This is a genomic window from Streptomyces sp. NPDC001381 (assembly GCF_042895685.1).
Classification (GTDB): Bacteria; Actinomycetota; Actinomycetes; order Streptomycetales; family Streptomycetaceae; genus Streptomyces.
Genome location: NZ_JBIAWO010000002.1, coordinates 1,011,865 through 1,024,713 on the forward strand (window position 1 = coordinate 1,011,865; position 12,849 = coordinate 1,024,713).

General features: G+C 74.0%; 11 protein-coding genes and 1 pseudogene. 9 read left to right on the forward strand and 3 right to left on the reverse strand.

Features of this window, described 5'->3' with window-relative positions; translation table 11 throughout:
• Window positions 1-502: 502 nt before the first annotated feature.
• Complete coding sequence (locus tag ACFY2L_RS11550) at window positions 503-1,375, reverse strand: universal stress protein (RefSeq protein WP_390822142.1); 873 nt, start codon at window positions 1,373-1,375, stop codon at window positions 503-505.
• A 302-nt stretch (window positions 1,376-1,677) separates the two neighbouring features.
• Here ACFY2L_RS11550 and ACFY2L_RS11555 point away from each other — a divergent pair, with 302 nt between their 5' ends.
• The 9 genes from ACFY2L_RS11555 to ACFY2L_RS11595 all read left to right on the forward strand — a co-directional run bounded on the left by ACFY2L_RS11555 (window position 1,678) and on the right by ACFY2L_RS11595 (window position 10,300).
• Entirely contained in the window at window positions 1,678-2,502 is an 825-nt protein-coding gene (locus tag ACFY2L_RS11555; RefSeq protein ID WP_390822143.1) for a universal stress protein, read from the forward strand.
• Window positions 2,499-2,957, forward strand: a complete 459-nt coding sequence (locus ACFY2L_RS11560) for a cation transporting ATPase C-terminal domain-containing protein (protein WP_390822144.1) — start codon at window positions 2,499-2,501, stop codon at window positions 2,955-2,957. The genes ACFY2L_RS11555 and ACFY2L_RS11560 overlap by 4 nt, the downstream gene beginning before the upstream one ends.
• A 116-nt stretch (window positions 2,958-3,073) precedes the next feature.
• Entirely contained in the window at window positions 3,074-4,399 is a 1,326-nt protein-coding gene (locus tag ACFY2L_RS11565) for a transcriptional regulator (RefSeq protein WP_390822145.1), read from the forward strand.
• 56 nt (window positions 4,400-4,455) lie between these two features.
• Window positions 4,456-5,976: an aldehyde dehydrogenase family protein gene (locus ACFY2L_RS11570; protein ID WP_390822146.1), complete on the forward strand. Its 1,521-nt coding sequence runs from the start codon at window positions 4,456-4,458 to the stop codon at window positions 5,974-5,976.
• A gap of 16 nt (window positions 5,977-5,992) precedes the next feature.
• On the forward strand, window positions 5,993-6,361 hold the full coding sequence (locus ACFY2L_RS11575; protein WP_390656725.1) for a DUF779 domain-containing protein: 369 nt from the start codon (window positions 5,993-5,995) through the stop codon (window positions 6,359-6,361).
• Window positions 6,362-6,371: 10 nt separating this feature from the next.
• Window positions 6,372-7,385, forward strand: a complete 1,014-nt coding sequence (locus tag ACFY2L_RS11580; RefSeq protein WP_390822147.1) for a zinc-dependent alcohol dehydrogenase — start codon at window positions 6,372-6,374, stop codon at window positions 7,383-7,385.
• A gap of 67 nt (window positions 7,386-7,452) precedes the next feature.
• Window positions 7,453-8,568 (forward strand): NAD(P) transhydrogenase subunit alpha, encoded by a 1,116-nt coding sequence (locus ACFY2L_RS11585; RefSeq protein ID WP_390822148.1) that lies wholly within the window; start codon window positions 7,453-7,455, stop codon window positions 8,566-8,568.
• Window positions 8,565-8,876, forward strand: coding sequence for an NAD(P) transhydrogenase subunit alpha (locus ACFY2L_RS11590; RefSeq protein WP_390656728.1), 312 nt, complete (start codon window positions 8,565-8,567; stop codon window positions 8,874-8,876). The genes ACFY2L_RS11585 and ACFY2L_RS11590 overlap by 4 nt, the downstream gene beginning before the upstream one ends.
• A gap of 5 nt (window positions 8,877-8,881) precedes the next feature.
• Window positions 8,882-10,300: an NAD(P)(+) transhydrogenase (Re/Si-specific) subunit beta gene (locus ACFY2L_RS11595; RefSeq protein ID WP_390656729.1), complete on the forward strand. Its 1,419-nt coding sequence runs from the start codon at window positions 8,882-8,884 to the stop codon at window positions 10,298-10,300.
• A 54-nt stretch (window positions 10,301-10,354) separates the two neighbouring features.
• Here ACFY2L_RS11595 and ACFY2L_RS11600 read toward each other — a convergent pair.
• Both ACFY2L_RS11600 and ACFY2L_RS11605 read right to left on the reverse strand, forming a co-directional pair.
• A pseudogene (locus ACFY2L_RS11600) lies at window positions 10,355-11,498 on the reverse strand (ABC transporter ATP-binding protein).
• A gap of 262 nt (window positions 11,499-11,760) precedes the next feature.
• Window positions 11,761-12,762 carry an Acg family FMN-binding oxidoreductase gene (locus ACFY2L_RS11605; protein ID WP_390656730.1) on the reverse strand — a complete coding sequence of 334 codons (1,002 nt, stop codon included), beginning with the start codon at window positions 12,760-12,762 and terminating at the stop codon, window positions 11,761-11,763.
• Window positions 12,763-12,849 lie beyond the last annotated feature (87 nt).

Consider the following 12,849-nt stretch of genomic DNA (forward strand, 5'->3'; position numbering starts at 1 on the left):
TCCGGCGCCGGCTGTCCCGCTCGATGCGCTGTCGCATCCGGTCGTCCTGCCGTACGGGCTCCTGGTCGACCGCCGTCGGCTGCCGGACCCGAGCGGGCGTCGTATCCGGTGGTCCTGCGGTACGGGTCCTGGCCGACCGCCGTCGGCCGTCTCGGCCGAGCGGGCGGCCGTCGTGCCGCACGGCCCGTGCACTCGCGTCGGCCGTCCGGCTCGATTCGGCCCGCATCCGGCCGTCCTGCCGCACGGCCCCGGCCGAGCGCCGCGGCCGATCTGCCCGGGCGCGATCGAACGAGCCGTCCCAGGGCGCGTCGCCTCCGTTCGTCCTGCCACACGGCCTCCGGCCTAGCACCGTCGGCCGACCCGTCCCAGGGCGTGTCGCCTCCGTTTGTCATGCCGCACGGCTCCCGGTCGACCGGTGTCGGGCGTCCCGCCCGTGCGCTCGCCGGGGGCGGCGCCCGCCCCGAATCCCGGCCCCCGCTCACCGCGGCGGGCGCCGTCCCGGTCAGCCGTGCGGTACGACGGCGACGGGGCACGGGGCGTGGTGCAGCACCGCGTGCGCGACGGGGCCGAGTCTCCAGGTCATGTGGGCCGGCCGGCGGCGGCGGCCCACCACGGTGAGCCGGCTGTGCGTGGCGGCGGACAGCAACGCGGGCGCGGCCGATTCCGTGACGACCTGCGCCACGACGGGCACGTCCGGGAACATCTCGCGCCACATGACCAGCGTGGTGGTGAGCCGGGCGCGTTCCTCGGCCTCCAGGCGGGCCTCCCCGTCTGGGGACGTCAGATACGCATGACGGGGAAGGGCCCGCACCACGCGCACCCCGACGCCGTACGACTCCGCGGCGGCGAAGGCGAACTCCAGCAGCGGGTCGCTCGCCGCCCCCGCGTCCGACAGGCCGACCACCACCTCGCCGCGGTCCACCGCGGCGGGGTGTCCCCAGCCGGTCTCGACGGCGGGATCGCCGGCCCGGACGGTGACCGCCGGGCACCGGGCGAGGCCCAGCACGTGCAGGCTGATGGACCCGAGCAGGAAGCTCGCCATCGAACCGTATCCGCGCGACCCGAGCACCAGCAGGGACGCACCCCTGCTGCGGGCGAGGAGGGCCTGGGCGGCGGGCTCCGCCACCAGTTCCGTCGTCGGCTTCAGATCGCTGTACCGGTGCAGCAGTTCGGCCTCCATGCGGTGCAGCAGATCCTGCCCGTACCGCTGCTTGCTCGCGGCCTCCTGGGGGATCGGCACGTCGAGTGGCTGCGTGGTCCACGAATGGAGCAGGACCAGCGGCAACCCCCTGCGGACCGCCTCGTCGGCGGCCCACCACGCGGCCGTCACGCTCCCGGGTGAGCCGTCGAGTCCGACGACGACGGGTCCGGTCATGACGCACCTCCCGTGTCCGGCGCGGCAGGTCACCCAAGGTCCGGCGACCGCACGCGGTTCCCTCCACCCTCTCGATTCTCCGCAACCGCCGACGGCCGGGACAGGGCCGGACGGTGCGCTTCGGGGCCCGACCGGCCCCTGCCGGGGCGCCCCGCACCCGGAGAGCGTGGGGTCGGGAAGCGGGACAGGGCCGTCGGACCCGAGGAGTCCGGCGGCACCGAGCTGTCCGCCGTCGCGCCGGGGAGCACCACCGCTTCCGTCCCGGCGCCGTGCGAAGGATGCGAAGGAAGGGGGGAGCCGACATGAGCGGCCCCGTACTGGTGGGAGTGGACGGCTCGGCGACGAGCATGGCCGCGGTGGAGGCCGCCGCCCGGGAGGCCGGCCGGCTGGGGGTGGACCTCCGGCTGGCGCACGCCTTCGAGTGGCCGGCCGCGCAGGTGCCGCCGGGGGTGCCCCCCTGGGACCCGGAGGGCGCCGGGGACCACGGCACGGGCGACGGCGCGATGGCGGAGGCCGAGCGCCGGGCCCGCGGGGCCGTGCCCGGTCTGCGCGTCACGCACACGGTCCTCATGGGGGAACCCGCGTCGGTGCTGGAGGCGGAGTCCCGCGGGGCGTCGCTCACCGTCGTCGGCAGCCGGCCGGCGAGCCGGTCCGGCGGTGCGCGACGCGGCTCGGTCGCCGCCAGGCTGGCCGCCGGCGCGGGCTCCGCGGTGCTGATGGTCCGCGGCAGGCCGGACCGGGCCGGCCCCGTCGTGCTCGCCTGCGACCACGGCCCCGCCGGCCGGCGGGCCGCCGAGTTCGCCTTCGCGGAGGCGTCGGCCCGGGGAACGGACGTGGTGGTGCTGGACGGGTCCGCGGCGCGCGCCGGCCGGTTACGCGAGCAGTCCGTCGCCCTGCCGGCCGCGCTGCGGAAGAAGTACCCGGACCTCACCGTGCGCCGGGCCCGCGTCCGGGGCGGGACACGCCGGGCGGTGATCGAGGCGAGCACCCGTGCTCAGCTCGTCGTGATCGGCACGCGTCGCCGGGGCGGCTGGACCGCCACCCGCCCGGCCGGCGTCAGCCGGGCGGCCCTGCGGTACGCCGGCTGCCCCGTCGCGGTGATCCGTGAGGAGGGCGGGAATCCGTGACCGGGCCGGCGACGGCCGAGGGCCCGCGCCACCAGGACGCCGCCGAGCGCCCCGCCGCGACGGCGGACGCCCACCGGCAACAAGGTCGTCATCGTCCGCGCGCTGCCGGACCAGGGGCACACCGTCGCCACCCGGCCCTGACGATGGCGTTCACCCCCCTCATGCCGTTCCAGCTGTTCAGCGTGCTCAGCGCGCTCAACGCCCGTGCGGACGAAGGCCCCCTGCCGGGCCGTCACCGGTTCCGCGACCGCGCCCTGGGGCTGTGTCTGGCCGGTGTCCTCGCCGTGGGGGCGGCCGCCGTCCACCTTCCCTGGGCCAACGCCGTGTTCGGCACCGTGCCGTTGGACGCGGCGCGGTGGGCCGCGGGCGCGGCCACAGCCTCCGGAGTCCTCCTCGCCGCACTGGCGGCCCGTCGCGCGGGAAGGCCCCACCGGTCCGGAACGGCCTCCCGATGAGGAGGCCCGCACCGCCGTATGTCCCCGGGATTCGGGACGTTCGGCCCCTGCGGGCCGCCCCGGTGCAGGGGCGAGGCTGGTGCCGCCGGTCCGGCAGCGGGCACGAGGGAGGTGCCATGGACGCTTCGAGCGCCTCGGTCGCCGCGCTGCGCGCCGCCCACGAGCAATACGCGTCCACGTCGCGCCGGGCGCCGGGCGTGCGCGGCCTCGTCGCCGACTCCTGGCAGCGCTGCGCGGCGGGCGAGGTACGGCCCGACGGCAGCCGCCCGCCACCGCGGCGCTGGGCGTCCGAAGAGCTGGAGGCCTATCGCCGCGCCCACCCCCTCGCCTCCGTACTGCCCCTGTTCCGCGCACTGCTGGGCGCCGGCGCCGCCGACGACGGGCATGTGTTCGCGGTCGCCGACGCCGACGGCGCCCTGCTCTGGGTCGAGGGGGACACCGGGGCCATGGGACGCGCCGAGCGCATGCACTTCGTCGAGGGAGCGGTGTGGTCGGAGCGGCAGGCGGGCACCAACGCCCCGGGTACCGCACTGGAGTTGGGCCGGCCCGTGCAGATCGTGACGGGCGAGCACTACAGCGCATCGGCGCACGCCTGGTCCTGCGCCGCCGCCCCGGTGCACGACCCCGCCACCGGGCGCGTGCTGGGCGTGGTCGACCTGTCCGGCGGCGCCACCATCGCCACACCGCCCGCCCTGGCCGCGGTCCGTGCCGCCGCGCTGGCGGCCGAGGCGCTGCTCCTGCGGCAGCCGTCGGTGCCCCTTCTCGGGCCGGACGGGCGGATGCGACGCGGCGGGGAGACACCGCCCTTCGCCGGGGTCCGTCTGTGGGCGCTGGGCCGCGACGGCGTCCTGCTGGAGGACGCGGACCGGGTGCGTCACCTCAGTCCGCGGCACAGCGAGATCGTGCTGGCGCTCGCCCTGGCCGGCCGGGGCGTGCCGGGGGACCGGCTGGCCGTGGACCTCTCGGAGCACGAGGTGCCCGCCTCGACGCTGCGCGCCGAACTGACCCGGCTGCGCGCCGTACTGGGACCCGACCTGCTCGGCTCTCGCCCGTACGCGCTGCTGCGGCCCGTGCGCACGGACTTCGGCGAGGTGTCCCGGCTGCTGGCCGAAGGCCGGGTACGCGAGGCGCTCACCCGCTACCGCGGCCCGCTGCTGCCGCGCTCCGAGGCACCGGCCGTCGTCGCCCACCGGCGCTGCCTGGAGCAGCAGGTGCGCGGGGCCGTCCTCGGCGGCGGCGACGCCGTGCTGCTGCGCCGCTGGGTGGAGGCGGCCTGGGGCGCCGAGGACCCGGGTGCCTGGGCCGCGCTGGCCCGGACACTGCCGGCCGGCTCGCCGCAGCGCGCCGCGGCCGCGGCGCGGGCCCGCGCGCTGGACCTGGAGACGGCCGTGGTCCCGCAGGTCCGGCGGCATGCAGCGGTGTTGCAGCGTTCCCGCTCCTAGCGTTCCGAGCGTCACCCCGATCGTCGTGATCGGACGTCATCCGAGAGGAGACGGTCATGAAGTACGAGCCTCCGGGTGCGCCGGGCAGCCCCGTCGACGTCGCACCCCGCTACGAGAACTTCATCGGAGGCAAGTGGCAGGCGCCCACCACGGGTCAGTACACGACCGACCTGTGCCCCGCCACCGCCCGGCCCATCTGCGAGATCCCGAAGTCCGGGCCCGAGGACATCGAACACGCCCTGGACGCCGCGCACTCCGCCAAGGACGCGTGGGGCGAGGCCTCCACGGCCCGGCGCGCCGCGGTCCTGAACAGGATGGCCGACGCCATCGACGCCCACCGCGAGGAACTCGCCGTCGCCGAGAGCTGGGAGAACGGCAAGCCGGTCCGCGAGACCCTGGCCGCCGACATCCCGCTCGCCGCCGACCACTTCCGCTACTTCGCGGCCGCGATCCGCGCAGAGGAGAGCCGGATCACCGAGATCGACAAGGAGACCGTCGCCTACCACTTCCACGAGCCGCTCGGCGTGGTCGGACAGATCATCCCGTTCAACTTCCCGCTGCTGATGGCCGCGTGGAAGCTGGCACCGGCGCTCGCCGCCGGCAACGCCACGGTGATCAAGCCCGCCTCCCCGACCCCGTGGTCGATCCTGAAGCTGATGGAGGTCGTCGGCGACATCGTGCCGCCCGGCGTCCTCAACGTCGTCAACGGACCCGGCGCCGAGATCGGCAAGGCGCTCGCCACCAACGAGCGCATCGCCAAGGTCGCCTTCACCGGCGAGACCACCACGGGCCGCCTGATCATGCAGTACGCGTCCCAGAACATCATCCCGGTCACCCTGGAGCTGGGCGGCAAGTCGCCGAACATCTTCTTCAACGACGTGGCCGCGGCCGACGACGACTTCCTGAGCAAGGCCGTCGAGGGACTCGTCCTGTACGCGTTCAACAAGGGCGAGGTCTGCACCTGCCCCTCCCGCGCCCTCATCCAGGAGGACATCTACGAGGAGTTCATGGGCCGCTGCCTGGAGCGCATCCGCGCCGTCAAGCAGGGCGACCCCCTCGACACCGCGACCATGATCGGCCCCCAGGTGTCGAAGCAGCAGGTCGAGAAGATCGCCTCGTACGTCGAGATCGGGCTCGAGGAAGGCGCCGAACTGCTCGCCGGCGGCCACCGGCCCACCCTCGACGCCCCGTTCGCGGACGGCTACTTCTACGAGCCGACCGTCCTCAAGGGCCACAACAGGATGCGGGTCTTCCAGGAGGAGATCTTCGGACCCGTCCTCGCGGTCACCACGTTCAAGGACGAGGCCGAGGCCCTCGCCCTCGCCAACGACACCCTGTACGGCCTCGGCGCCGGCGTGTGGAGCCGTGACGGCGCCCGCGCCTACCGCATGGGCCGCGCCATCAAGGCCGGCCGGGTCTGGACGAACTGCTACCACCAGTACCCCGCCGGTGCCGCGTTCGGCGGCTACAAGGTCTCCGGCATCGGCCGCGAGACGCACCAGATGATGCTCGAGCACTACAGCCAGACCAAGAACCTCCTGGTCAGCTACGGCACCAAGCCGCTCGGGCTGTTCTAGGAAGGAGCACGGCGACATGTCCCCGAAGGTCGTGAACGGCACCGCGGGACGCGTCACCCTCACCCGGGCGGCCCGTAGGGCCATCGAGGCCCTGCGCGCCGCCCAGGGCCGGCCGGTGATGTTCGTCCAGTCGGGCGGCCGCTGCGACGGCAGCGACCCGATGTGCTTCCCCGGCGGCGCATTCGCCCTGGGAGAAGGCGACATGCTCGTCGGCGTGGTGCACGGCTGCACCTTCCACATGAACGCCGACCACTACGAGGCGCTCGGCCGCCCGCTCCTCGTCCTGGACGTCGAACCGGGCACCCCGGGCGGCTTCTCCCTCCCCGCCGGAGACGGACAGCGCTTCGTCACCCGGATCAAAACGCCCCCGCGCCACAGCAGTTGAGGAGCAGGTCATGAAGGCAGCAGTGGTCACCGACTTCGGCAAGGCCCTGGAGATCCAGGACCTGCCGGTCCCCGAGCCCGGCCCCGGACAGGTACTCGTCCGCATGGAGGCCTCCGGTCTCTGCCACACCGACATCCACGCGGCCCGCGGCGACTGGCCGGTCAAGCCGCGGCCTCCGTTCATCCCCGGCCACGAGGGCATCGGCCCCGTCCGGGCCGTAGGCCCCGGCGTCTCCGAGGACCTGGTCGGCAAGCGGGTCGCCGTCCCCTGGCTCGGCTCGTCCTGCGGCACCTGCCGCTACTGCGTCTCCGGCTGGGAGACGCTGTGCCGGTCGCAGGTCAACTCCGGCTACTCCGTGGACGGTTGCTATGCCGAGTACACCGTCGCGAACGCGGGCGCGGTCGTCCGCGTGCCCGACGCCGTGTCGTCGCTCGACGCGGCACCGCTGACCTGCGCCGGCGTCACCACGTACAAGGCCGTCAAGGTCGCACACGTGGTCCCGGCCGAACGGGTCGCCGTGTTCGGCATCGGCGGACTCGGCCACCTCGCGGTGCAGTACGCGCGCCTGGTCGGCGGTCTGGTCACCGCCGTCGACCTCGAACCGGACAAGCTGGGCCTGGCCCACCGGCTCGGCGCCGACGCACTCGTCAACGCCCGCACCCACGACCCCGTCGAGGAGATCAGGAAGGCGGGCGGAGCGGACGTGGCGATCGTCCTCGCGGCCGCGCCCCAGGCCTTCGAGCAGGCGTACCGGTCGCTCAACCCCGGCGGACGTCTGGTCATGGTCGCGCTGCCCGCCGACGACGCGGCGATCCAGGTGCCGATCTTCGAGACCGTCATCGGCGGCATCTCGGTGATCGGCTCCATCGTCGGCACCCGCCAGGACCTGACCGAGGTGTTCGCGCTGCACGCGGCAGGACGCACCCGGGTCATCGCCGAGACCCGCCGCCTGGAGGACGTCAACGACTCCTTCGAAGAGGTCCTCGGCGGGCGGGCCGAGGCACGGCTCGTCTTCGAGTTCTGAGAGGCCCGAGAGGCCCGAGAGTTCTGTGGCCCGGCACCCACCGGGCCACAGGGAAAGGCAGCACACCATGGCCACCGTCACCGTGGGCGCCGTACGGGAGCGGGCGCCCGGCGAACGCCGGGTCGCCGTCGTCCCCGAGACCGTCCCCCTTCTGCGCCGGGCCGGGCTCGACGTCCTCGTCGAGACCGGCGCGGGCTCCGGAGCCTGGTTCACCGACGCCGACTACACCGCCGCGGGCGCGGCCGTCGTGTCCCCGGCGGAGCTGTACGCACGGGCCGGCCTCGTCCTGTGCGTGGCGGCGCCCGACCGGGAGACCGCCGCGGCCCTGCGCGCCGGGCAGACCCTGACCGGTCTGCTCGAACCGCTGCGCCACCCCGCCCTGGTGCAGGACCTGCACCGCCGCGGCGTGCGCACGGTGAGCCTCGACCTGCTGCCGCGCACCCTCAGCCGCGCCCAGTCGATGGACGCGCTGACCTCCCAGGCCTGCGTCGCCGGCTACAAGGCGGCCCTGCTCGCCGCCGACTCCTACGACCGCTTCTTCCCGATGCTGACCACCGCGGCGGGCACCATGCGCCCGGCGCAGTTCCTGGTCCTCGGCGCCGGAGTGGCCGGACTGCAGGCCATCGCCACGGCCCGCCGCCTCGGCGCCGTCGTCTCGGCGTACGACGTACGCCCCGCGTCACGAGGGGAGGTGGAGTCCCTCGGTGCCCGGTTCCTCGACGTCCAGCGCCCGCCGGACGAGGAACCGGGTACCGGACGGGGAGGCTACGCACGGGAGTTGACCGAGGCCGAGCAGCAGGCCCAGCGCGCCGCCCTGGACACGCACATCGCCCGCTCCGACATCGTCGTCACGACCGCCCAGGTCCCCGGCCGCAAGCCGCCGCTGCTGGTGACCGCGTCCGTGCTGGAGCGGATGCGGCCCGGCTCGGTCGTCGTCGACCTCGCCGCGAGCGACCTCGGCGGCAACGTCGAGAACTCCGAACCCGACAAGACGGCCGTCCTGGACAACGGGGTCACCGTCATCGGCGCCGGACGCCTGCCGTCCGCGATGGCCACCGCCGCGTCCACGGCCTACGCCCGCAACCTCGTCGCCCTGCTGCGCCACCTGGTGCGGGACGGCGAACTCGTCCTCGACCCGTCCGACGAGATCACGGGTGCCCTCATGGGAGGTGAAACGTCATGAACGACCTCGACCTCCTCACCGCGATCACCGTGTTCGTGCTGAGCGTGCTGGTCGGCATCGAGGTCATCAGCAAGGTCCCCGCGACCCTGCACACCCCGCTGATGTCCGGTTCCAACTCGGTGCACGGCATCGTCGTCGTCGGCGCCATGCTGATCGCGGCGGAGTCGCACACCTGGCTCGGCTACGTCCTGGCCTTCGTGGCCATGGTCTTCGGCGCGATGAACGTCGTCGGCGGATACGTCGTCACGGACCGGATGCTGGAGATGTTCAAGGCCAAGCCGCGGACCCACGACACGACGGAGGTGTGACCGCCATGGACACCGTCTCCCAGGCCGTCCACTACGTCTTCCTCGGCGCGGCCGCCTGCTTCGTGCTCGGCCTGCACCTGATGAACCATCCGCGCACCGCCCGCCGCGGCAACACCCTCTCCGCCGTCGCGATGGCCGTCGCGATCGGGGCCACCGTGTGGCTGGTGGCCGACGAGGGCGTCATCAGCCGCACCGGCTGGCTGGTGCTCGGCTCCGGCGGGCTCGTCGGCGGAGCACTCGGCCTGTGGGCCGCGCGCGAGGTGCGCATGACCGCCATGCCCCAACTGGTCAGTCTCTTCAACGCCGTCGGCGGCGGCGCGGCCGCGCTCATCGCCGTCAACGACCTGCTCCAGGCCGACGACCCGGCGGCACTCGGCGCCAGGGTCTCCCTGCCGGGCGCGCTGGACATCGTCATCGGCGCGGTCACCTTCTCCGGCTCGCTGATCGCGGCCGGCAAGCTCCAGGGGACCGTCTCCGGGGCGCCCGTCGTCTTCCCCGGGGCGCGGCTGCTGAACGTGCTGCTGCCGGCCTCCTTCGTCGCCGGCACGGTCTGGCTGGTGCTGGCGCCCGACTCCCGTACCGCGCTGTACGGACTGACCGCCGTGGCCCTGCTGTTCGGCGTGACCATGGTGCTGCCCATCGGCGGCGCCGACATGCCGGTCGTCATCGCCCTGCTGAACGCCTTCACCGGATCCGCGGTCGCGATGGCCGGCTTCGTCCTCGACGAGACCGCCCTCATCATCGCGGGCATGCTGGTCAGCTCCTCGGGCGGCATCCTCACCAAGCTGATGGCCGACGCCATGAACCGCTCCGTCGCCAACGTCGTCGTCGGCGGCTTCGGCACCGGCGACAGCGCCCCGGCGGCGACCGGCGCGGGCGGGCCCCAGGCCCCGGTGCGGCCGGTCTCCGCCGACGACGTGGCGATCCAGCTGGCGTACGCGAGCAAGGTCGTCTTCGTCCCCGGCTACGGTCTCGCCGCCGCCCAGGCCCAGCACGAACTCGGCGACCTGGCCGAACTGCTCACCGCCCACGGCATCGACGTCAGCTACGCCGTGCACCCGGTCGCGGGCCGTATGCCCGGTCACATGAACGTGCTCCTGGCGGAGGCGAACGTGCCGTATCCGCTGTTGCGGGAGATGGACGAGGCCAATTCGGAGTTCCCCCAGACCGACGTCGCCCTCGTCGTCGGCGCCAACGACGTCACCAACCCCATGGCGCGCCGCCCCGGCAACGCGATCTCCGGGATGCCGATCCTCGACGTCGACAAGGCGAAGAGCGTCGTGGTCATCAAGCGGTCGATGGGCCACGGCTACGCGGGCATCGACAACGAGCTGTACACCGACCCCAGGACCGGGATGTTCTTCACCGACGCGAAGAAGGGACTGAGCGAACTGAAGGCGGCCGTCGCGGAGTTCGTCGGCTGAGTGCCCCGGCGGCGATGAGCCCCCGCCCGCGCGGCGGGGGCTCACCCGTGGACGTCAGCCGTCGGACCCCGGCAGCCGCCGCTCCGTCAGCGCGGAGAAGAGGTGACAGCCGTCCGTCCGGACGGTGACCCGCAACTGCTCCCCCTTGCCGTGCCGTCGCCGTTCCGGGGCGCGGACGACGACCTCCGCGGTCTCCGGGCCGACCTTGGCGGTCGTGTGGAGGTAGGTGACGGCCCCGGTGTCCTCCACGGCCTCCACCACCAGCTCCAGGGCCGGCGTCTCCAGGTCCTCGCCGGACAGCACGGTGAAGGACTCCGGCCGGACCCCGAGCAGGACCTCGGCCGCGCCCTCCTCGGACGCCGCCCGCCGCACCCCCGGATCCAGCGGCACGAGAAGCCCGCCCAGTTCGGCGCCCTCCCCGACGACAGGCAGACGGAAGAGGTTCATGGCGGGGGAGCCGATGAAGCCGCCGACGAACGCGTTGGCCGGGCGCGCGAACACCTCCCGGGGGGACCCCACCTGCTGCAGCACCCCGTCCTTGAGGACGGCCATGCGGTCGCCCATCGTCATCGCCTCGACCTGGTCGTGCGTGACGTACACGGTGGTGGTGCCCAGCCGCCGCTGCAACGAGGCGATCTGCGTCCGGGTCTGGGTACGCAGCTTGGCGTCCAGGTTGGACAGGGGCTCGTCCATCAGGAACACCCGGGGTTCGCGGACGATGGCCCGCCCCATGGCGACCCGCTGACGCTGCCCTCCGGACAGGGACTTGGGCTTGCGGTCCAGGAAGTCCCCGAGGTCGAGAGCGTCCGCGGCCTCGGTGACGCGGCGGCGGACGTCCTCCTTGCGCATCTTGGCGATCTTCAGTGCGAAGCCCATGTTGTCCGCCGTCGTCATGTGCGGGTACAGGGCGTAGTTCTGGAACACCATCGCGATGTCCCGGTCCTTGGGCGGCTGGGGGTCCCCCCAGGCCTTTCAGGCTCTGGGGGAGGGTCACGTCCCGGTCGCCGATGCGGATCGCGCCGGAGTCGACGTCCTCCAGTCCCGCGAGCATGCGCAGGATCGTGGACTTGCCGCAGCCGGAAGGACCCACCAGGACCATGAACTCGCCGTCGGCGATCTCCAGGTCGAGCCTGTCGACGGCCGGGTGCTCCATGCCCGGAAAGCGCCTCGTGGCCTTGTCGAAGCTGACGGATGCCATGACCTTTCCCCTCCCTGTCGGCCCCCGCGGGTGCCTCGTACGAGGGCACGCGCCACGCGGGGGCGGGGGGCGCCTCGCCCGGCGCCGCCGCACCTTCAGCCTCCCGGCCCGCAGGCGTGCGGCGGCAGGCACCCGACGGCCCCGTCACGGCGGCGGCGAGCCCCGAAGCGCAGGGCCGCACAGCCCGGCGCCGGGGCCCTTCGGCCCGTTCCGCGGGAGGAGAGCCGCCTGCCGCCCGGGGGAGAGGACTCGGCGGGCCGGCTCAGCCGAGGTCGAGCACCTCGTGCACGGGGCGGCGCGGGGTGCCGGGGCCCGCGGGGCCGTATCCGAGGCGCAGGACCATCTGGATGAAACCCATCGGCGACTGCGGGTCGCGCACGGTCCAGCGGAGTTCGGGCCATTCGAGGGCCTGGGAGGTGAGGGAGGTGGCGAGCCCGTCGAGGGTCGCCTGGAGCAGGACGCGCTCCATGGCCTGGCCCGCCAGCAGCCAGTCCTTCGTTCGGTCGCCCGTGGTGCCGAGGACGGCGAGCTGGGGCGCGCTCTCGAACGCGGCGGTCTCACGGCCGGGCACCGGCAGCCTGGCGGCGAAGTCCCGCACGGGCGCCCGGCCGTTGCGCCGGCGGGGGCCGAAGGCGTACTCGGGCACCCCGTCGCTCGCCGTCTCCGCCGCCGCCGTGCCCGTACGGGTCCACTGCCGCAGTTCCTCGGCGGCGGCCGCGTCCAGGGCGTCGCGCCCCTCGGCGTCCTGGACCAGGTCCAGCAGGGTCCGCACATGCCATGATCCGGGGAAGACCAGCCGAGCCCCCTCCAGCAGGGCGGCGGCGCTCAGCGCGTCCTTCAGGGGGTCGGGGATCTGCTCGTCCGTGAACGGCTGACGGCTGGTGTGCCGGCGGCGGATCGCCGGATACAGCGGCACCAGGTCGTGCTCGACGCCGTGCCCGGGAAGCGCGGGACCGCTCAGCCGCACCGACGCGAGCAGCCGCGGGTTCGCGGGGTCGGGCAGCAGTTCGGTGGCCGTCGCCCAGCCCGCGTGGGCGGCGGAGACCCGCAGGTTGAACAGGGCGGCGGCGCACCCCAGGTGCAGTGCGCGCGTGGTGGGGTCGGCCCGTGGCATGGCGCGGTCGAGATCCGCGTACACCTCGACGGTGCCGTCACCGCGCAGGAAGCGGAACCGCCACGGCTGCGCGTTGTGCATCGACGGAGCGGCTGTGGCGTCTTCGACCAGGGCTGTCACGGTCGTCGTGTCGAGTTCACGTACGCTCACCGGATCTGCCTCCCTCCAGGGCCGACCGGCCGTTCACGAGAGCGCGTCCCGTCTCCTCCACTATTCCACGGCGGTCGCGGACGCGTG

Bases quoted from the DNA above. Each gene is read 5' to 3' on its own strand.
- ACFY2L_RS11550 (WP_390822142.1), bottom strand. From the start codon at position 1,375: ATGACCGGACCCGTCGTCGTCGGACTCGACGGCTCACCCGGGAGCGTG.
- ACFY2L_RS11555 (WP_390822143.1), top strand. From the start codon at position 1,678: ATGAGCGGCCCCGTACTGGTGGGAGTGGACGGCTCGGCGACGAGCATG.
- ACFY2L_RS11565 (WP_390822145.1), top strand. From the start codon at position 3,074: ATGGACGCTTCGAGCGCCTCGGTCGCCGCGCTGCGCGCCGCCCACGAG.
- ACFY2L_RS11570 (WP_390822146.1), top strand. From the start codon at position 4,456: ATGAAGTACGAGCCTCCGGGTGCGCCGGGCAGCCCCGTCGACGTCGCA.
- ACFY2L_RS11575 (WP_390656725.1), top strand. From the start codon at position 5,993: ATGTCCCCGAAGGTCGTGAACGGCACCGCGGGACGCGTCACCCTCACC.
- ACFY2L_RS11580 (WP_390822147.1), top strand. From the start codon at position 6,372: ATGAAGGCAGCAGTGGTCACCGACTTCGGCAAGGCCCTGGAGATCCAG.
- ACFY2L_RS11585 (WP_390822148.1), top strand. From the start codon at position 7,453: ATGGCCACCGTCACCGTGGGCGCCGTACGGGAGCGGGCGCCCGGCGAA.
- ACFY2L_RS11590 (WP_390656728.1), top strand. From the start codon at position 8,565: ATGAACGACCTCGACCTCCTCACCGCGATCACCGTGTTCGTGCTGAGC.
- ACFY2L_RS11595 (WP_390656729.1), top strand. From the start codon at position 8,882: ATGGACACCGTCTCCCAGGCCGTCCACTACGTCTTCCTCGGCGCGGCC.